This is a genomic window from Trinickia sp. (genome assembly GCF_051953955.1).
In the GTDB taxonomy this organism is placed as follows: Bacteria; Pseudomonadota; Gammaproteobacteria; order Burkholderiales; family Burkholderiaceae; genus Trinickia.
The window spans coordinates 1-18,413 of sequence record NZ_JBQCIF010000093.1 but is presented as its reverse complement, the minus strand read 5'-3'; the positions used below and the strand labels follow the sequence as shown (position 1 = coordinate 18,413).

The 18,413-nt window shown below is 62.5% G+C and carries 16 protein-coding genes, 1 tRNA gene and 2 pseudogenes; 14 read left to right on the top strand and 5 right to left on the bottom strand.

The genetic code is table 11. From position 1 onward, the window contains the following. The 4 genes and pseudogenes from ACTHNZ_RS18210 to ACTHNZ_RS18195 form a co-directional block, all read left to right on the top strand. Positions 1-378: pseudogene (locus tag ACTHNZ_RS18210) on the top strand (rolling circle replication-associated protein); the annotation flags it as partial. 79 nt (positions 379-457) lie between these two features. Beyond that, the gene (locus ACTHNZ_RS18205; protein ID WP_440543953.1) at positions 458-1,312 is read left to right on the top strand and encodes a tyrosine-type recombinase/integrase; all 855 of its coding nucleotides are present in this window, start codon (positions 458-460) and stop codon (positions 1,310-1,312) included. An 83-nt stretch (positions 1,313-1,395) separates the two neighbouring features. After that, positions 1,396-1,878 carry a DUF2778 domain-containing protein gene (locus ACTHNZ_RS18200; RefSeq protein WP_440543952.1) on the top strand — a complete coding sequence of 161 codons (483 nt, stop codon included), beginning with the start codon at positions 1,396-1,398 and terminating at the stop codon, positions 1,876-1,878. Beyond that, positions 1,875-2,150 (top strand): hypothetical protein, encoded by a 276-nt coding sequence (locus tag ACTHNZ_RS18195; protein ID WP_440543951.1) that lies wholly within the window; start codon positions 1,875-1,877, stop codon positions 2,148-2,150. Before ACTHNZ_RS18200 ends, ACTHNZ_RS18195 begins: the two co-directional genes overlap by 4 nt. Positions 2,151-2,295: 145 nt before the next feature. On the opposite strand, the gene ACTHNZ_RS18190 is transcribed toward ACTHNZ_RS18195, so the two are convergent. From ACTHNZ_RS18190 to ACTHNZ_RS18175, 4 genes are all read right to left on the bottom strand, one after another. Further along, positions 2,296-2,370, bottom strand: a tRNA-Val gene (locus ACTHNZ_RS18190). Between the two features lie 48 nt (positions 2,371-2,418). Then, positions 2,419-3,177, bottom strand: coding sequence for a DNA polymerase III subunit epsilon (gene dnaQ, locus ACTHNZ_RS18185; protein ID WP_440543950.1), 759 nt, complete (start codon positions 3,175-3,177; stop codon positions 2,419-2,421). Between the two features lie 49 nt (positions 3,178-3,226). Then, positions 3,227-3,682, bottom strand: a complete 456-nt coding sequence (gene rnhA / locus ACTHNZ_RS18180) for a ribonuclease HI (RefSeq protein WP_440543949.1) — start codon at positions 3,680-3,682, stop codon at positions 3,227-3,229. 1 nt (position 3,683) lies between these two features. After that, on the bottom strand, positions 3,684-4,529 hold the full coding sequence (locus ACTHNZ_RS18175) for a class I SAM-dependent methyltransferase (RefSeq protein ID WP_440543948.1): 846 nt from the start codon (positions 4,527-4,529) through the stop codon (positions 3,684-3,686). A 19-nt stretch (positions 4,530-4,548) separates the two neighbouring features. Here ACTHNZ_RS18175 and gloB point away from each other — a divergent pair, with 19 nt between their 5' ends. The 6 genes from gloB to ACTHNZ_RS18145 all read left to right on the top strand — a co-directional run bounded on the left by gloB (position 4,549) and on the right by ACTHNZ_RS18145 (position 13,371). Beyond that, positions 4,549-5,340 carry a hydroxyacylglutathione hydrolase gene (gene gloB, locus ACTHNZ_RS18170; RefSeq protein ID WP_440543947.1) on the top strand — a complete coding sequence of 264 codons (792 nt, stop codon included), beginning with the start codon at positions 4,549-4,551 and terminating at the stop codon, positions 5,338-5,340. Between the two features lie 152 nt (positions 5,341-5,492). Continuing rightward, on the top strand, positions 5,493-7,178 hold the full coding sequence (locus ACTHNZ_RS18165) for a transglycosylase SLT domain-containing protein (protein WP_440543946.1): 1,686 nt from the start codon (positions 5,493-5,495) through the stop codon (positions 7,176-7,178). A 563-nt stretch (positions 7,179-7,741) separates the two neighbouring features. Then, positions 7,742-8,890, top strand: coding sequence for a glutamine-hydrolyzing carbamoyl-phosphate synthase small subunit (gene carA, locus ACTHNZ_RS18160; RefSeq protein ID WP_440543945.1), 1,149 nt, complete (start codon positions 7,742-7,744; stop codon positions 8,888-8,890). Between the two features lie 79 nt (positions 8,891-8,969). Next, entirely contained in the window at positions 8,970-12,224 is a 3,255-nt protein-coding gene (gene carB, locus ACTHNZ_RS18155) for a carbamoyl-phosphate synthase large subunit (protein ID WP_440543944.1), read from the top strand. A 148-nt stretch (positions 12,225-12,372) separates the two neighbouring features. Beyond that, complete coding sequence (gene greA, locus ACTHNZ_RS18150) at positions 12,373-12,849, top strand: transcription elongation factor GreA (protein WP_440543943.1); 477 nt, start codon at positions 12,373-12,375, stop codon at positions 12,847-12,849. A gap of 18 nt (positions 12,850-12,867) precedes the next feature. After that, the gene (locus ACTHNZ_RS18145; protein WP_440543942.1) at positions 12,868-13,371 is read left to right on the top strand and encodes a DUF4149 domain-containing protein; all 504 of its coding nucleotides are present in this window, start codon (positions 12,868-12,870) and stop codon (positions 13,369-13,371) included. Positions 13,372-13,410: 39 nt separating this feature from the next. Here ACTHNZ_RS18145 and ACTHNZ_RS18140 read toward each other — a convergent pair whose 3' ends face one another. Then, positions 13,411-13,971, bottom strand: a complete 561-nt coding sequence (locus ACTHNZ_RS18140; protein ID WP_440543941.1) for a YhbY family RNA-binding protein — start codon at positions 13,969-13,971, stop codon at positions 13,411-13,413. A gap of 154 nt (positions 13,972-14,125) precedes the next feature. Here ACTHNZ_RS18140 and ACTHNZ_RS18135 point away from each other — a divergent pair, with 154 nt between their 5' ends. The 4 genes and pseudogenes from ACTHNZ_RS18135 to glmM form a co-directional block, all read left to right on the top strand. Beyond that, positions 14,126-14,788, top strand: a complete 663-nt coding sequence (locus ACTHNZ_RS18135) for an RlmE family RNA methyltransferase (protein ID WP_440543940.1) — start codon at positions 14,126-14,128, stop codon at positions 14,786-14,788. A gap of 181 nt (positions 14,789-14,969) precedes the next feature. Then, positions 14,970-16,862 carry an ATP-dependent zinc metalloprotease FtsH gene (ftsH, locus tag ACTHNZ_RS18130; RefSeq protein WP_440543939.1) on the top strand — a complete coding sequence of 631 codons (1,893 nt, stop codon included), beginning with the start codon at positions 14,970-14,972 and terminating at the stop codon, positions 16,860-16,862. 113 nt (positions 16,863-16,975) lie between these two features. After that, entirely contained in the window at positions 16,976-17,908 is a 933-nt protein-coding gene (folP, locus tag ACTHNZ_RS18125; protein WP_440543938.1) for a dihydropteroate synthase, read from the top strand. Between the two features lie 38 nt (positions 17,909-17,946). After that, a pseudogene (gene glmM, locus ACTHNZ_RS18120) lies at positions 17,947-18,413 on the top strand (phosphoglucosamine mutase); the annotation flags it as partial.

Here is an 18,413-nt window from a genome sequence, read left to right as displayed (position 1 = left end):
TCGGTCATCAGCAAGGCCGGGACCGACGGCGCGGTCAACGATAGCTTGGGCAACGGGAAGATGCGAGCATTGTTTCGCAAGCTTGGCGGCAAGGGTCGCTCGATGCGGCACCGGATCGCGACGTATATCGCGAAGTACGTTGGCAAGGATGCCGATGCGTCGATGTTCAACAAAAAGCGCTATTGGACGAGCCGGGGCGTGGTGTTGCCTGAGACGACGACGTATGCGCACCTCGGCCCGGAGTTCGGCGCGAAATACGCGGTAGTAGCTGCGCACCATTGCGTGCTTGAAAACGGCGGGACGTGCGATGGGGCGCAATTCTATTGGAACCAAGGAATAGGAGTCTTTTGGCTGGCAACGGGCAACGTTGACGGTTAGGCGAGTTGTAAGGCAGTTAAAGTCCTCGAATAGCCTGACGTTATCGTGTTCTTTCAAACTGGTGTTTGAGGCGTCATACATGGTGTTCGAGGATGTTGTAGGCATCTATCTGGCCGCAAAAAGCCATCGCAGCAAACAGCGCGATTTGTACTCGTTGAAACGTTTGCAACCGTATTTTGGTGGAAGGATTCTCGCGCAGTTGAAGCGGGCCGATGTTCGTCAGTACGTCGTCGATCGGCAAGCTGAAGGGGTGCTAGAATCAACGATTCAACGCGAGCTTCGTTTTTTTTCTGCGGCTATCAATTTCGTTCGAATCGAGCACGATCGTCCAGATTTGCCTAATCCAGTCGTGCGGTTGGGCCTCGGTGTCGCTCGTAGTCGTGTTCGATGGATTAGCCGACAAGAGGCCGATGCGCTCGTCTTGGCGGCTGGTAGGTTTGCTCGTCGGCCGCACCTCCCGAATTTCGTCAAGCTGGCGTTGCACACTGGTTGCCGGAAGAACGAGCTGTTGAAGCTTGAATGGAGCCGTATTGACTTTGAGCGTCGTGTTTTGCAGCTCGAACCGGAGAACACGAAGAACGGCAAGCGTCGGGTCGTACCGTTGAACGATGAGGCGGTTTCTACGCTCTTGGAGCAACGTGAGTGGGTTAGGTGCTACGCGCCGAGGTCACGGTGGGTCTTTGCGGTGGTGTCAGGTAGTCGATTGACTACGATTCAGAAGGGATTTCGCGCAGCTTGTGATCGAGCAGGTATCGACAATTTCCGTGTCCACGATCTTCGCCATACTTTTGCATCGTGGTTGGTGATGGCTGGTGTTTCGCTGTATATCGTCAAGGATCTGTTGGGCCATTCGTCGATAACCGTGACGGAGCGGTATGCGCACCTTGCGCCACACGTAGGGCGATCTGCTGTGCAGCTACTGCTTCCTACTTGAGGGGATGGCCCTGTCAAAGTTAGTAGGTTTTCGCCGTGAATGTGGATGTGGCACTCTCGTGGTTTTTTGACTAGGGGTGTTTGATGCCTGTTAATTGCACGTTTGCGCTGAATGACCAGACGACGTCTTTGCTCAATTGTCAAGGTATCGGCGCATTTGTAGCTTATTCCGGGCGTGGGGCTGGGCGTGATAACCCCGGCCTTACGGATAAGAAGGATGTCGGGCCGATTCCTAAGGGCGTCTATTACATAGTCGATCGTCAATCCGGTGGTAGGCTGGGATGGCTCTATGATCTTATTCGTGCGCATGGCTGGGGCACGACGGATCATTCGCAGTGGTTTATGCTGTGGAACAAGGAAACGGGGGATTCTACGTTTGTCAATGGTGTGGCGCGCGGTCAGTTTCGCTTGCATCCTGAGGGCAGGTTGAGACTCAGTGAAGGATGCATTACGTTGGCCAACCCGTACGGGTTCAATTCGCTTGCGAAAAATTTGCGCGCGCGTGGGGCGGATTTGCCCGTCCCGGGTACTGCATATCGGGCTTACGGAACTGTAGAGGTGAAATGAAAAAGGCGTTTTTGATCGTCGCGGCGATAGTCGTAGCTGTGGTTGTTGGCTGGGAGCTTACGGAGTACGTCGCGCAGCTTCCGGGAAACATGCCTGACTTCTTGGACGATTCGATAAGGTGGTCGCTGAACGCGACAGGTGCCGCTCGGTTGGAGAACACGGACGATATCGAGACGATCGCGTTCTTGGTGGTGTTTGCGGTCTGCTTCGCGCTGGTGGGGATGGCTGAGGGGGTGCTCTGGGCCGTGTTGCGACGCGTGCGCTCGAAGTAGCTCACGATGCGGTTTTGGGGCACGGCAAATAAGAAACCCCGCTTGCGCGGGGTTCTTTCAAAAGCTTAGCAGAAGCATTGTCTCGGCCGGAAAAGCTGGCGAAGCCAACTCGTAAGCCGTTGCATAATTCTTCGGCCAGAAATTCTGGTGGGTAGTACTGGGATCGAACCAGTGACCCCTGCCGTGTGAAGGCAGTGCTCTACCGCTGAGCTAACCACCCGAAGAGCCTCGAATTATGTCAGATGCTCGACGGCGCGTAAAGCAATTTTTATGCGGCTTGCACATCCGCTGCGTCGGCGGCAGCTTCAGGCGCCGGCTCTCGCCGCCAAACGCTCGCGCCTTTGATGGCCTTGTCCAGATCGTTCAGCACCGCTTCATGCGCTTGCAGCTCCGTTTCATCCGCCGCCAGCACCGGCAAAGCCAGCCCTTCGAAAGACACGACGTTGCCCGCAGCGGTAGCCGCCGCCTGCTGCGCCGGCGCTTCGCCGAGCATGTCGATGACGAGGCTCTCCTGCCCGCGCGTCATCGCCAGATACACCTCGGCCAGCAACTCCGAGTCGAGCAACGCCCCGTGCAGCGTTCGATGCGCATTGCTGATGCCGAACCGATCGCACAGCGCATCGAGCGAATTACGCTTGCCGGGGAACATCGCTTTCGCCTGCACGAGCGTATCGATCACCCCCGTGTAGTGCTCCTTGAAAGGCGGCAACCCGAGCAACGCGAACTCGGCCTCGAGAAACCCCAAGTCGAACGGCGCGTTATGGATGATCAGCTCGGCATCACGGAAATAGTCGCGCAACTGATCGACGATTTCGGCGAACTTCGGCTTGTCGCTCAAGAACTCCGTCGTCAGCCCGTGCACTGCCAGTGCGCCAGGATCGCTGTCGCGCTCCGGATTGATGTAGAAGTGCAGATTGTTGCCCGTCAAGCGGCGGTTCACGAGCTCCACGCCGCCGATTTCGATGATGCGGTCGCCCGTCCGTGCGTTGAGACCAGTGGTTTCCGTGTCGAGAACGATTTGACGCATGTTCGTGTGTTTCGTGTTCGTATGTAAGCAGTGTCAACCGAGCGTGCGCTCAGCTTTCCGCGAGCGCACTGACGCCGCGGTTCGCGAGCGCATCGGCGCGTTCGTTTTCCGGATGGCCCGCGTGACCCTTCACCCAGCGCCATTCGAGCTGATGCAGCGCCGCGAGTTCATCGAGACGCCTCCATAGATCGGCGTTCTTGACCGGCGTTTTCGCGGCCGTCATCCAGTTCTTTTTCTTCCAGCCATGAATCCACTCGCTGATGCCTTTTTGCACGTACTGCGAATCCGTATGGACGATGGCCTTGCATGGACGCTTCAGAGCCTCGAGCGCCGCGATCACGGCCATCAGCTCCATGCGGTTGTTCGTCGTGTTGGCCTCGCCGCCGAAGAGTTCCTTCTCTTGCGTGCCGTAGCGAAGCAGGGCGCCCCATCCGCCGGGGCCCGGGTTCCCTTTGCAGGCCCCGTCGGTAAAGATTTCGATGCACTCGGGGGTTACGTCGGTCACGTCATATTCTCGGGTTAGGTGTTTTGTGTGTGGCGGCCGGCGCAAGGCCCGGCGCACGCACGGGCTTTTTCGCCTTGATCGCGCCGACGAGCCGCATGCCGCGCACGCGCTTGACCGCCGTCACCATGTAGGCCGCGCCGAAAATCGGCCACCAGCGATCGCCGGCCGCCTCCATGAAGGCGAATCGCGTCAGCCAGTGATCACGGGCGAGGGGCGGACGATAGCAGCCGAAGCGCCCGCGTTCAAGTTCGAATCCGAGCAGCTTGAGCCAATCCTTGATCCGCGTGAACGCGATCAAATCCTGCGCCGCCGGCACGAAAGGCCGCCCCGTCATCTTGCCGAACGCTTGACGCGCCCCCCACAAGCTCAGCGAATTGAACCCGAGGATCACGAGCTGACCCTCGGGCATCAGCACGCGCTCGGCCTCGCGCAGCAACCGGTGCGGGTCACGCGTGAATTCGAGCGTGTGCGGCATCACGAGCAAATCGACACTTTGCGCCTCGAACGGCAGATCGAGCAAATCGCACCAGAGCGTGGTGCGCGCCGCCGGCGCATGGCGATCACCGGGCGCCGCTAGCCCGGCAGGGCCGACGGTGCCGCCTTCGTGCCGGCGCGGCGGATAGCTGAAAGGGGCGCTCGCGCCGCTGGCCGCGTCCAGCACGAGCGCGCGCGAGGGCATGCGGTTCTCGCGCAGGGCATCGAGTTGCGGCAGGCCGAGCTGCAGCGCGTGGTAGCCGAAGACGTTCGACACGACGCTGTCGAGCTGCGCCTGTTCCCAGTCGAGCACGTAACGCCCAAGCGGCGAGGCCGCCCAGGCGGGCCAGTCTATAATCGTTCGATCAGACATCGTGGTGGGTGCGTCGCCTATGAATACGCTCGAATACGTGCCGGTGCCGGCGTTTGCGGACAACTACATCTGGCTCGTATCGGACGGGCGCGATGCCGTCGCCGTCGACCCGGGCGAGGCAGCCCCGGTCAGGGCCTATCTCGCGAAACGGGGCTGGCGACTCGCCGCTATTTTACTCACGCACCATCATGCCGACCACGTCGGCGGCGTCGCCGCGCTCATAGGCGAAACCCGTATTCCCGTGTACGGCCCCGCCGCGGAAGCGATTCCCGTCGTCACGCACCCCCTCGCCGGGGGCGATCGCGTCAGCATTCGGGCGCCGCGTCTCGAATTCGATGTGCTCGACGTGCCCGGTCACACGCGCGGCCACATCGCTTACTTCCAAGCCGGGCAAGCGGGCCAGGTGCCTCACGTCTTTTGCGGGGACACGCTGTTCGCCTGCGGCTGCGGGCGCCTGTTCGAGGGCACGCCGGCCCAGATGCTCGCGTCGCTCGACGCCCTCGCGGCGTTGCCTGGCGAAACGCAGGTTCATTGCGCACACGAATACACGCTCTCGAACATTCGCTTCGCACTTGCCTGCGATCCCGAGAACGCGCGCTTGCGCGAATGGCACGAGCACGCCTGTGCGTTGCGCGCCCGCGAAGTGCCCACGCTTCCCACGACGATTGCGCACGAGCGCGCCGTCAATCCGTTTCTGCGCGCGGACGATCCCGCGGTTCAGCGCATTCTCTCCGAACAGTTGCATGAAACGGTGTCCGATCGGCTGACGTCCTTTACGCTGATGCGCGAGTGGAAAAACCGTTTCCGCTGAGCGCGTTGCATAGGGCGCAAATTTCGTTCGATGGTTCGGAAAAATGCGGCAAGTTCTGGATTTGACAGGTTTTTTTATCGTTTTCTGTTGACGCGGGCGGCTCGCTTTCGTACTATCGCCTGCAATTTCCAGCTTTGGAAGCAGAGACGTTCATGCGATTTATCTTCAGTGCACTGCTGGTTTTGATGCTTGCCGCTTGCGCAAGCCAAGGACCGACAGCGCCCCCAGCCTCCGACGCTTCCAACCCTGCCACTGCCACCGACGCCGTCCGCATCACCGCCGCCAAGCAGACCATCGATGTCGACAAAAGCTCCGTCGATCAACTGACCACGGCCGATTCCGATCTGTGGGCCCGCATTCGCCGCGGTTTTCAAATTCCCGATCTGAACAATGATCTGGTGGACATGCAGGCCAATTGGTACGCGCAGCGCCCCGATTACGTCCAGCGCATGACCGAGCGCTCCCAGAAGTACCTCTATTACATCGTCGAAGAGCTCGAATCGCGGCACATGCCGACGGAGCTCGCGCTGCTGCCGTTCGTCGAATCGGCGTATAACCCGCAGGCGCTGTCGGTCGCAAAGGCGGCCGGCATGTGGCAATTCGTGCCCGGCACGGGCCGCACCTACAACCTGAAGCAGAACATGTGGCAGGACGAGCGCCGGGACGTGCTGGCCTCGACGGGCGCCGCGCTCGATTATCTGTCGCGGCTGCATGACATGTTCGGCGATTGGTACCTCGCGCTCGCGGCCTACAACTGGGGCGAGGGCAACGTGCAGCGGGCGATCGCGCGCAATCAGGCGGCCGGCTTGCCGACCGACTACGAAAGCCTGCGCATGCCGAACGAGACGCGCAATTACGTGCCGAAGCTGCAGGCGGTCAAGAACATCGTCATGAATCCGCAGGCCTACGGCCTCACGCTGCCGGAAATCCCGAATCACCCGTATTTCGTGACTGTCACGACGTCGCACGACATCGACGTCGAAGTCGCCGCGAAGTTGGCGAACATGACGACGGACGAGTTCCGCGCACTCAATCCTTCATTCAAGAAGCCCGTGATCGTCGGCGCCACGCAGCCGCAGATCCTGCTGCCGTTCGACAACGCGAGCGCGTTCGAGCACAGCCTGAAGACCTACGACGGCCAGTTGTCGTCGTGGACCACCTACACGGTGACCGAGCGCATGCGCCCGCAAGCGCTCGCCGAGAAAATCGGCGTCGACGCGCACACGCTGATGTCGGTCAACAAGATTCCGGCCGGCATGCGGCTCAAGCCCGGTTCGACGCTCGTCGTTCCGCGCGCGGACGACGATGACGAGGACATCAGCGCGGACGTTGCCGAGAGCGCCGTCCTTGCGATGGAGCCCGACGTTCCCGATACGCGCAAGATGCTCATTCGCGTGCGCCGCAAGCAGTCGATGGCGGCCCTCGCCGCGCGTTACGGCGTTTCGGTCGGTCAGCTCAAGGCCTGGAACAAGACGCATCGTTCCGAGGCGATGCCGGGGCAGGTCATCGTGCTGCACGTGCCGGTTGGCAAGGCGGTGCCGGCGGAGCCGGGGCCGCAAAGAATCGCGACCGCGATTCCCGAAGGCGCGCACGTCGAGCGGATCGACGCACGCGCGGCCGACGTGAAGCCGCGGTCGCGTGCGGAAAAGGTCGGGAAGGGCCATGGCCGGACGGCGGGTGCCAGGACTGCCGCGCACGGCGCCAAGTCCGTCAAGTCGGCCAAGTCGGGAAAGCCCGCCGCGACGGCTTCCAAGGGTGCCGAAAAGTCGTCGAAAGCGACAGAGGCGAGCCACGACGCCGACACGGTAGGGGCGCGCAAATCGAAGCATAAGTCATAAGAAGGCCGTTTTCGCGAGGTGGCCGTGCACTGCGGGGGCAGCGCGCGGCGGACGCTCCGATGCACCTCACGTTGCTACAGCGCCGCCGCCCGTCAGGGCGCCGGCGTTTTCCTTCGCGTCGCTTGCCGGCGGGTGTAGGATCGGCGCTATGCCCTTGGCTCAGTCGCCAGCCCTCAGTCGCCAGCCTCAGTCGCCAACTGATCGATCGCGCGGCGGTGGCGGCGCGCCGAAGGTAACTTCGAATTGTAGGGAAGGGGTCTTTCAAGCTATAATCCGAAAGTTTGCACTATCCAACCCGCACCCTAGCGCCTACCTCCAACATCCCGTTCATCCGCCGCGCGCCGTCATCGCGAGCCGTGCCGCCGAGAGCCCGTCCGGTCTACGGATCAGCGCCTCGAGCACACTTCGGCACACCTCGCGTCGTCGCAGCAGCGTGCGAACTCGCGCCACGCCGCGTGTCGTCGTCTAGTGATCTAGCCGATGGCGCGCACGGCGATAGCCACGAGCGCTCGCATGGTCGGATAAACAGGTCGGCAACAGGGTGTTCCTGAAGGAGCTTCCCCGTGTTGCCGTCTTTTCCTCCCGCTCTGCTTGCACTCGCCGACGGCACGATCTTTCGCGGCTATGCCATCGGCGCGGCTGGTCATACCATCGGCGAAGTCGTGTTCAATACAGCCATCACCGGCTATCAAGAAATCCTGACCGACCCGAGCTACGCGCGTCAGATCGTGACGCTCACGTATCCCCACATCGGCAATGTCGGCGTGAACGCCGAAGACGTCGAATCGACGAAGGTTCACGCCGCAGGCTTGATCGTGCGCGATCTGCCGCTGCGCGCATCGAACTTCCGCATGGAGCGCACGCTCGGCGAATACCTTCAAGCCGAAAACGTCGTGGCGATCGCCGGGATCGACACGCGGCGCCTCACGCGCATCTTGCGCGACAAGGGTGCGCAAAACGGCTGTATCCTCGCGGGCAGCGATGACGAGGCGAAGGCCATCGAGCTCGCCCGTTCGTTCCCGGGCCTTGCCGGCATGGACCTCGCGAAGGTCGTCAGCACGCCCAAGCCCTATGAATGGACGCAGACGGAATGGCGCCTCGGCACGGGCTTCGGCGCGCAGCGGGCGCCGAAATATCGCGTCGTCGCGTTCGATTACGGCGTCAAGTACAACATTCTGCGCATGCTGGCCGAACGCGGCTGCCACGTCACGGTCCTGCCGGCGCAAGCGAGCGCGGCCGAGGCGCTCGCGCTCAATCCGGACGGCATCTTCCTCTCGAACGGTCCCGGCGATCCGGAGCCCTGCGATTACGCGATCTCGGCCACGAAGGCCTTCATCGAGCGCGGCATTCCGACGTTCGGCATCTGCCTCGGCCACCAGATCATGGGTCTCGCCGTCGGCGGCAAGACGGTCAAGATGAAGACGGGCCACCACGGCGCGAATCACCCGGTCAAGGATTTGGCGGACGGCCGCGTCGTCATCACGTCGCAGAACCACGGGTTCGCCGTCGATGCCAGCACGCTGCCGGCGAACGCGCGCGTCACGCATGTCTCGCTGTTCGACGGCACGCTGCAAGGCTTCGAGTTGACGGACAAGCCGGCCTTCTGCTTCCAGGGCCACCCCGAAGCATCGCCGGGGCCGCACGACATTGGCTACCTGTTCGATCGCTTCACGGCGTTGATGGACGCCAAGCGCGGCAACGCCGCCGCCTAATTGAAGCGCCGCGGCGCGCGAACACGCGCCGCCGCCCATCGAATACATCAGAAAGACGAAAGCTATTAGCGAGAGCGTTATGCCGAAGCGGACAGACATCAAGAGCATTCTCATCATCGGCGCGGGGCCGATCATCATCGGTCAGGCGTGCGAGTTCGACTACTCGGGCGCGCAAGCGTGCAAGGCGCTGCGTGAAGAGGGCTACAAGGTCATCCTCGTCAACAGCAACCCGGCGACGATCATGACCGACCCGAACACGGCCGACGTGACCTACATCGAGCCGATCACCTGGGAGGTCGTCGAGCGCATCATCGAAAAAGAGCGCCCCGACGCGATCCTGCCGACGATGGGTGGCCAAACGGCGTTGAACTGCGCGCTCGATCTGCATCACCACGGCGTCTTGACCAAGTACGGCGTCGAGTTGATCGGTGCCTCGCCCGAGGCGATCGACAAGGCCGAGGATCGTCAGAAGTTCAAGGACGCGATGACGAAGATCGGGCTCGGCTCGGCGAAGTCGGGCACGGCGCACTCGATGGAAGAGGCGCTCAAGGTGCACGCCGACATCACGACGCAAGTCGGCGGCTCGGGCTATCCCATCGTCATTCGCCCGTCGTTCACGCTCGGCGGCTCGGGCGGCGGCATTGCCTACAACAAGCAGGAATTCGAAGAGATCTGCCGGCGCGGGCTCGATCTTTCGCCCACGCGCGAGCTCTTGATCGAAGAGTCGCTGCTCGGCTGGAAGGAATACGAAATGGAAGTCGTGCGCGATCGCGCCGACAACTGCATCATCGTTTGCTCGATCGAAAACCTCGATCCGATGGGCATCCACACCGGCGATTCGATCACGGTCGCGCCGGCCCAAACGCTGACGGACAAGGAATATCAGCTTCTGCGCAACGCATCGCTCGCCGTGCTGCGCGAGATCGGCGTCGACACGGGCGGCTCGAACGTGCAGTTCGCGATCAATCCGCGCGACGGCCGCGTCATCGTCATCGAAATGAATCCGCGCGTCTCGCGTTCGTCGGCGCTGGCCTCGAAGGCCACCGGCTTTCCGATCGCGAAGGTTGCCGCCAAGCTGGCTTGCGGCTACACGCTCGACGAGCTCAAGAACGAAATCACGGGCGGGCAGACGCCGGCTTCGTTCGAGCCGACGATCGACTACGTCGTCACGAAGATCCCGCGCTTCGCGTTCGAGAAGTTCCGCGAAGCCGATTCGCGTCTGACGACCCAAATGAAGTCGGTCGGCGAAGTCATGGCCATCGGCCGTACGTTCCAAGAGTCGTTCCAAAAGGCGCTGCGCGGCCTCGAAGTCGGTGTCGACGGCCTCGACGAAAAAACGACCGATCGCGACGAAGTCGTGCGTGAAATCGGCGATACGGGCCCCGAGCGCATTTGGTACGTCGGCGATGCGTTCCGTCTCGGCATGTCGCTCGAGGAAGTGTTCGAGGAAACGGCGATCGATCCTTGGTTCCTCGCTCAGATCGAGCAGATCGTGAAGACGGAACAGGCGCTGGCGGGCCGCACGCTGCAAAGCCTGACGAAGGACGAGTTGCTGTTCTTGAAACGCGGCGGTTTCTCCGATCGGCGTCTGGCCAAGCTCCTCGGCGCGAGCGCGACCGACGTGCGCCAGCGTCGCGTCGAGCTGAACGTGCGTCCCGTCTACAAGCGCGTCGATACGTGCGCGGCCGAATTCGCCACGAAAACGGCCTACATGTATTCCACCTACGAGGAAGAGTGCGAAGCGCAACCCACGTCGAACAAGAAGATCATGGTGCTCGGCGGCGGGCCGAACCGGATCGGGCAGGGCATCGAATTCGACTACTGCTGTGTGCATGCAGCGCTTGCGATGCGCGAGGACGGCTATGAGACGATCATGGTCAACTGCAATCCCGAGACCGTCTCGACGGACTACGACACGTCCGATCGTCTCTACTTCGAGCCGCTGACGCTCGAAGACGTCCTCGAGATCGTCGACAAGGAAAAGCCGCTCGGTGTGATCGTGCAGTATGGCGGCCAGACGCCGCTCAAGCTTGCGCTCGATCTCGAAGCGAACGGCGTGCCGATCATCGGCACCTCGCCCGACATGATCGATGCGGCCGAGGATCGCGAGCGTTTCCAGAAGCTGCTGCAAGATCTCGGTTTGCGCCAGCCGCCGAACCGCACGGCGCGCGCGGAAAGCGAGGCCCTCGTGCTGGCCGGCGAAATCGGCTATCCGCTCGTCGTGCGCCCCTCTTATGTGCTCGGTGGCCGTGCGATGGAAATCGTGCATGAGCCGCGCGACCTCGAACGCTACATGCGCGAAGCCGTGAAGGTATCGAACGATTCGCCCGTGCTGCTCGATCGCTTCTTGAACGACGCGATCGAATGCGACGTCGATTGCATTTCGGACGGCGAGACGGTCTTCATCGGCGGCGTGATGGAGCACATCGAGCAAGCGGGCGTCCACTCGGGCGATTCGGCGTGCTCGCTGCCGCCGTATTCGCTGTCGAAGGCGACCGTGGCCGAGCTCAAGCGGCAGACGGCGGCGATGGCGAAAGCGTTGAACGTCGTCGGTCTCATGAACGTCCAATTCGCGATCCAGCAAGTGCGCAACGAGCACGGCAGCTTCGACGACGTCATCTACGTGCTGGAGGTCAATCCGCGCGCCTCGCGCACGGTGCCGTACGTCTCGAAGGCGACTGGCTTGCCGCTCGCGAAAATCGCGGCGCGTGCAATGGTCGGCCAGTCGCTCGAGCAGCAACGTGTGACGAAGGAAGTCGAACCGCCGTACTTCAGCGTCAAGGAAGCCGTCTTCCCGTTCGTGAAGTTTCCGAGCGTCGATCCGGTGCTCGGGCCCGAGATGCGTTCGACGGGCGAAGTCATGGGCGTGGGCCAAACGTTCGGCGAAGCGCTGTTCAAGTCGCAGCTCGCCGCCGGCTCGCGCCTGCCCGAATCGGGCACGGTGCTGCTGACGGTCATGGACGCCGATAAGCCGAAGGCCGTGGAAGTCGCGGCGATGCTGCACGATCTCGGCTATCCGATCGTGGCGACCAAGGGCACCGCCGCGGCGATCGCGGCAGCCGGTGTCCCCGTGAAGGTCGTCAACAAGGTGAAGGACGGCCGTCCCCACATCGTCGACATGATCAAGAATGGCGAGATCGCGCTCGTGTTCACGACGGTCGACGAGACGCGTGCGGCGATCGCCGATTCACGCTCGATTCGCATGAGCGCGCAGGCGAACAAGGTGACCTACTACACCACGATGTCGGGCGCGCGCGCGGCCGTGGAAGGGCTGCGTTACCTGAAGAACTTGGAAGTCTATGATTTACAAGGCCTTCATCGTCGCCTAAACTAATCGTTCGATTGCACCAACACGCTGGGGTCGTATCACATACCCCACCATGCCGCGGTTAAGCGGCGTCCTGTCGAAGTCGTTGACGCGACGGGATGCACTTAACCGCGGTGCTTTTTTATTTCCGTTTTTTTTGCTTACTGGTCTGTCTATGAGCACGATTCCCTTGACGAAGCGTGGCGCCGATCAACTGCGCGACGAACTGCAGCGCTTGAAATCGGTCGAGCGTCCGTCCGTCATCAACTCGATCGCCGAAGCGCGCGCGCAGGGCGATCTGTCGGAAAACGCCGAGTACGACGCCGCGAAGGAAAAGCAGGGCTTCATCGAAGGACGCATCGCCGAAATCGAATCGAAGCTCGCCGCCGCACAGGTGATCGATCCGGCCGCACTCGACGCGGAAGGCCGCGTCGTGTTCGCGGCCACGGTCGATCTCGAAGATCTCGATTCGGGCGATAAGGTGACGTATCAAATCGTCGGCGATGACGAGGCCGACATCGATCACGGTCTGATCTCCGTGAGCTCGCCGATCGCGCGTGCCTTGATCGGCAAATTCGAAGGCGACGTCGCCGCGGTGCAGGCACCCAGCGGCGTGCGCGAGTACGAGATCATCTCGGTGCGTTACGTCTAATCGTCGAGATCGCGCTTCGTGTCTTCCGCTCCCCACCGCGTGTTTCGCCTGCTTGCCTTGATCTGGGTAGGCAGCGCGCTGACGATCGGCTATGTCGTTGCCCCCACGCTCTTTACGATGCTCGAACGTTCGGTGGCCGGCGATGTCGCGGCCCGGCTGTTTCGGATCGAGGCTTTCCTCGGCGTCGCGTGCGGCATTTTGTCGCTCGCGCTCGGCAATGTGCTCGTGCGGCGCGGCGCGGTTGATTATCGACGGTTGCGCTGGCTCGTCGCCGGCATGCTGCTGTGTGTGTTGATCGGCTATTTCGGCTTGCAGCCGTTCATGGAAGGATTGCGCGAAGCAGCGCGCTCAGCGGGGCTCGATCTCGCGCATTCGGCGTATGCCGCGCGTTTTGGCCTGTTGCACGCTATCTCGACGTTGTTTTACGTCGTCGAAACGCTGCTGGGCTTGGCGCTCATATGGATGCTACCGGCCGGCGCCTCCGGGCGAGGCGCGGAAGAGCAGGCCGGGGCAGCGGCCTGATACGGCGCGCACCGCTTGATGCGGTGCGCGGCCCGTCGTTCATTTCACCGTTTGATGCGAGCGCTTCGCGCTCGTTTGGCGCTTTTTCGCGCGCTTGACGGTACCGCCGGCCGTGACGCGCTCGTTGCCGAGCACGCGCACTTTTTGCGGCTTCGGCCGCCGCACCGTGTCCGTTGGCGATTGCTTGACGACCTTGACGACGCGCGGCGCCGTGCCGCGCTTGCCTGTATCGGCCGCCGCTTCGCGGGCCGTGGGCAGCGCCGTTTTGCTGCGCGTGCTCGTGCTCGTGCCGGTGCGTTTGTTTGCCGCCGCGGGGACCGCTTCGGCTTCGGGCTTCCAGACGACGAGCAGCTTGCCGATATGCTGGATGGGCGCAGCGTTCAATTGATCGCAGATTGCCTCGTAGATGCCGACGCGCTCCTCGCGCTCGTCGCCGAACACGCGGATCTTGATGAGTTCATGGGCGGCGAGGTGGACTTTGATTTCGGCCAGCACGGCGTCGGTCAGCCCTTCGGCCCCGATCAAGACGACCGGTTTGAGCGCGTGGGCTTGAGAGCGCAAGTCGGCGCGCTGGGCAGGGGAGACTTTGAGGGCAGGCATAGGAACGAAGAACGACTCGACTAAAATAGGGACGGGAGCGCCGTCTTGCATCGAGATGCTGGCCCGATCCGGCCGGGCCGACCGGACGGCGCGCCGGCAAAACGCGTATTATCCGCCAAAAGGGCGGCCCGACGCAGCAATAGATCACCTTCTGATGGCAAAAAACCGTTTCAATCAATCCTGGCTGCACGATCACATCAACGATCCTTACGTCAAGCTTGCGCAGCGCGAGGGGTACCGCGCGCGCGCCGCTTACAAGCTCAAGGAAATCGACGAGCAGGACAAGCTCATCCGCCCAGGCCAGGTGATCGTCGATCTCGGCTCGGCGCCCGGCAGCTGGAGCCAGTACGCGCGCAACAAGCTCGCGCAGGGTTCGCGGCGCGATGCGGCGCGCGAGGGCGGCATCGACGGCACGATCATCGCGCTCGACATTCTTCCGATGGAGCCGATCGCCGACGTCCATTTCATCCAGGGCGACTTCCGGGAAGACAGCGTGCTGGCGCAATTGGAAGAAGTCGTCGGCGAGCGGCGCGTCGACCTTGTAATTTCGGACATGGCGCCCAATCTGTCCGGTGTGGCCGTCGCCGATGCCGCTCGGATCGAACATATTTGCGATCTCGCACTCGAATTCTCTCAAGCGCACCTGAAACCTGAGGGCGCACTGCTCGTGAAGTGCTTCCACGGCAGCGGATACAGCCAGATCGTCGAGAAATTCAAGCGCCAGTTCAAAACGGTCGCGGCGCGCAAGCCCAAGGCGTCGCGGGACAAGTCGGCCGAAACGTTCATTTTGGGCAAGGTTTTGAAGCGGCCCGAATGATGCGGGCGCGTTTTGCAGTGGCAGGGCCCTAGGCGCGGCGTCAGAAGTACCGCCGGCGCACGCGAGCACGCTATTTTGCCGGTAGCGAAACGTTATGGCAGGGGCTTGCCGACTGGATTAGAATGCTTTGGTGGTGTCGCAAGGTAAATGTAGGCACCCGTCTATGAGGAAGGAGTGGGCTTTGAACAACAATATGTTTTCGAAGGCGGCAGTGTGGCTGGTGATCGCACTGGTGCTGTTTACGGTGTTCAAGCAGTTCGACAAGCCCCGTGTCCAGGAAGGCGTTTCGTACTCGCAGTTCATGGACGACGCCAAGCTAGGCAAGATCAAGAACGTCGTGGTGCAGGGACGGAACCTGACGGTCACTCCCGCAGACGGTCAAAAATATCAGATCGTGTCGCCGGGCGACATTTGGATGGTCGGCGATTTGATGAAGTACGGCGTTCAGGTGAGCGGCAAGGCCGATGACGAGCCGAACGCACTGGTGTCCGCGCTGTACTATCTGGGGCCGACGATACTGATCATCGGCTTCTGGTTCTACATGATGAGGCAGATGCAGGGAGGCGGCAAAGGCGGTGCCTTCTCGTTCGGCAAATCGCGCGCACGGCTCATCGACGAGAACAACAACGCGATCAATTTCACCGATGTCGCCGGCTGCGACGAAGCGAAGGAAGAAGTGTCCGAGCTCGTCGACTTCCTGCGTGATCCGCAAAAATTCCAGAAGCTCGGCGGGCGCATCCCGCGCGGTGTGCTGCTCGTGGGGCCTCCCGGTACCGGTAAGACGCTGCTTGCGCGTGCGATCGCGGGCGAGGCCAAGGTGCCGTTCTTCAGCATCTCGGGTTCCGACTTCGTCGAAATGTTCGTCGGCGTGGGTGCGGCGCGCGTGCGCGACATGTTCGAGCAGGCGAAGAAGCATGCGCCTTGCATCGTGTTCATCGACGAAATCGACGCGGTCGGCCGTCATCGCGGCGCCGGCATGGGCGGCGGCAACGACGAGCGCGAGCAGACGCTGAATCAGATGCTCGTCGAAATGGATGGCTTCGAGGCGAACTCGGGCGTCATCGTCATCGCTGCGACGAACCGTTCCGACGTGCTCGACAAGGCGCTGCTGCGTCCTGGTCGTTTCGACCGCCAAGTCTATGTCGGCCTGCCCGACATCCGCGGCCGCGAGCAAATCCTGAAGGTTCATTTGCGCAAGGTGCCGATCTCGAACGACGTCGATGCTTCGGTCATCGCGCGGGGTACGCCGGGTTTCTCGGGCGCCGATCTGGCCAACCTCGTCAACGAGGCCGCGCTGTTCGCTGCCCGGCGCGGCAAGCGCATCGTCGAAATGCTCGATTTCGAAGACGCGAAGGACAAGATCTTCATGGGCCCGGAACGCAAGTCGGCCGTTATTCGCGAGGATGCGAAACGCGCCACGGCGTACCACGAATCGGGCCACGCGGTCGTCGCGAAGCTGCTGCCGAAGGCCGACCCCGTGCACAAGGTCACGATCATTCCGCGCGGCCGCGCATTGGGCGTGACCTGGCAGTTGCCCGAGCACGACAACGAAACGTACTCGAAGGAATATCTGCTCGATCGCCTCGCCATTTTGTTCGGCGGCCGCGTAGCCGAGGAGTTGTTCCTCAACCTCGTCAGCACGGGCGCGTCGGACGACTTCAACAAGGCCACGCAAACGGCGCGCGCGATGGTCGCGCGGTTCGGGATGACCGATGCCTTGGGACCGATGGTCTACGTCGACGACGAGAACGAAGCCTCGCCGTTCGGCCGCGGCTTCACGCGCACGATCTCGGAAGCGACGCAGCAGAAGGTCGATGCGGAAATCCGGCACCTGCTGGATGAGCAATACAGCCTTGCGCGCCGCCTGCTCGACGAAAATCGCGACAAAGTCGAAGCCATGACGGCGGCGCTGATGGAATGGGAAACGATCGACGCCGATCAAATCAACGACATCATGGAAGGCCGCCCGCCGCGTTCGCCCAAGGGCGTATCGGCAACGGATCCTTCGTCGGGCGGCAGCGGCGGCAGTGCCGGCGCCGAAGTGCGTCCGGGCAGCGCGACCGCGCCGGCGTGACGCTGCACGATTAGAGACGACGGGCTGGTGCGTGCCGCACCGGCCCGTTTTTTTGCTTTCGAGGCTTGCCGTGCAGTCGCCGGCGGTGCATCGTCGTTTTTTTCCGCTGTCCCGTGTCCGATTCCGATCTCTCCTATACGAACGTCCCCGCGCCGCTGCAATGCGGGCGGTTCACGCTGACGTTCGAGCGCCCGCGCGTGATGGGCATTCTCAACGTCACACCCGATTCGTTTTCCGACGGCGGACGCTACGTCGCCCGTGACGCTGCCTTGCGCCAAGCCGAACGCATGGTGGCCGACGGCGTCGACATCATCGACGTCGGCGGTGAATCGACGCGTCCCGGTGCGCCCGCCGTGCCGCTCCAGCAGGAGCTCGAGCGCGTCATCCCCGTGATCGAGGCGCTTGCCGGCACCGGGGTGCCATTATCGGTCGATACCTATAAGCCCGAGGTCATGCGCGCGGCGCTGGCCGCCGGCGCAGACCTCATTAACGACATCTGGGGTTTTCGCCGCCCCGGCGCGCTCGATGCGGTGAAGGGGACGAATTGTGGCCTCTGCGTTATGCATATGCTAGGCGAGCCGCAGACAATGCAGCGTGGCGAGATCGATTATCACGACGTCGTCGGCGAGGTGCGCGCATTTCTGGAAGGGCAGGTCGACGTGTTGATGCAGGCGGGCATCGTGCGTGAGCGCATTTGCGTCGATCCAGGGTTCGGTTTCGGCAAGGCCACACGTGAGCACAACTACGCATTGCTCGCGCGCCTGCGCGAGACCGCGCCTCCGCCTCGTGCCGGCGAGGCACCGTATCCGATCCTCGCCGGCATGTCGCGCAAGTCGATGCTCGGCGCAGTGACCGGGCGCACGACACCGGCCGAGCGCATCGCGGCCAGCGTGGCCGCCGCCGTGTGCGCGGCGGAGCGCGGCGCGGCGATCATCCGAGTGCACGACGTAGCGGAGACGGTCGATGCATTGAAGGTGTGGGCAGCCGTTCGCGAAGCGGAAGACGTGGCGCGCCTACGCCGGGTCGAGCAGTCATCCATCAGATAAAACGTTCAAACGTTCGCAAGAAGCGAGGGAATTCGAGAATGGCACGTCGTTATTTCGGCACGGATGGGGTTCGGGGCAAAGTGGGCGAATCGCCGATCACACCCGATTTCGTGTTGCGGCTCGGCTATGCGGCCGGCAAGGTGCTCGCCCAGGCGGACCGGTGGGCAAAGGCGGGATCGCGGCCGACGGTATTGATCGGCAAGGACACGCGCGTATCGGGCTACATGCTCGAAGCCGCGCTCGAGTCGGGCTTTTCGGCGGCAGGCGTCGACGTGATGCTGGCTGGCCCGATGCCGACGCCGGGTGTCGCGTATCTCACGCGGGCGTTGCGGCTCGCGGCCGGCGTGGTGATCAGCGCGTCGCACAATCCTTACTACGACAACGGGATCAAGTTCTTCAGCGCCGACGGCAACAAGCTGCCCGACGAAGTGGAATTGCGGATCGAAGAGCAGCTCGAGCAGCCGCTCGCTTGCGCCGCTTCGGAGCAGCTGGGCAAGGCTCGCCG

What these genes read in the sequence shown, in the direction of transcription:
- ACTHNZ_RS18205 (WP_440543953.1), top strand. Translation starts at nt 458, where the DNA reads ATGGTGTTCGAGGATGTTGTAGGCATCTATCTGGCCGCAAAAAGCCAT.
- ACTHNZ_RS18200 (WP_440543952.1), top strand. Translation starts at nt 1,396, where the DNA reads ATGCCTGTTAATTGCACGTTTGCGCTGAATGACCAGACGACGTCTTTG.
- ACTHNZ_RS18195 (WP_440543951.1), top strand. Translation starts at nt 1,875, where the DNA reads ATGAAAAAGGCGTTTTTGATCGTCGCGGCGATAGTCGTAGCTGTGGTT.
- dnaQ (WP_440543950.1), bottom strand. Translation starts at nt 3,177, where the DNA reads ATGCGTCAAATCGTTCTCGACACGGAAACCACTGGTCTCAACGCACGG.
- ACTHNZ_RS18175 (WP_440543948.1), bottom strand. Translation starts at nt 4,529, where the DNA reads ATGTCTGATCGAACGATTATAGACTGGCCCGCCTGGGCGGCCTCGCCG.
- gloB (WP_440543947.1), top strand. Translation starts at nt 4,549, where the DNA reads ATGAATACGCTCGAATACGTGCCGGTGCCGGCGTTTGCGGACAACTAC.
- ACTHNZ_RS18165 (WP_440543946.1), top strand. Translation starts at nt 5,493, where the DNA reads ATGCGATTTATCTTCAGTGCACTGCTGGTTTTGATGCTTGCCGCTTGC.
- carB (WP_440543944.1), top strand. Translation starts at nt 8,970, where the DNA reads ATGCCGAAGCGGACAGACATCAAGAGCATTCTCATCATCGGCGCGGGG.
- greA (WP_440543943.1), top strand. Translation starts at nt 12,373, where the DNA reads ATGAGCACGATTCCCTTGACGAAGCGTGGCGCCGATCAACTGCGCGAC.
- ACTHNZ_RS18140 (WP_440543941.1), bottom strand. Translation starts at nt 13,971, where the DNA reads ATGCCTGCCCTCAAAGTCTCCCCTGCCCAGCGCGCCGACTTGCGCTCT.
- ACTHNZ_RS18135 (WP_440543940.1), top strand. Translation starts at nt 14,126, where the DNA reads ATGGCAAAAAACCGTTTCAATCAATCCTGGCTGCACGATCACATCAAC.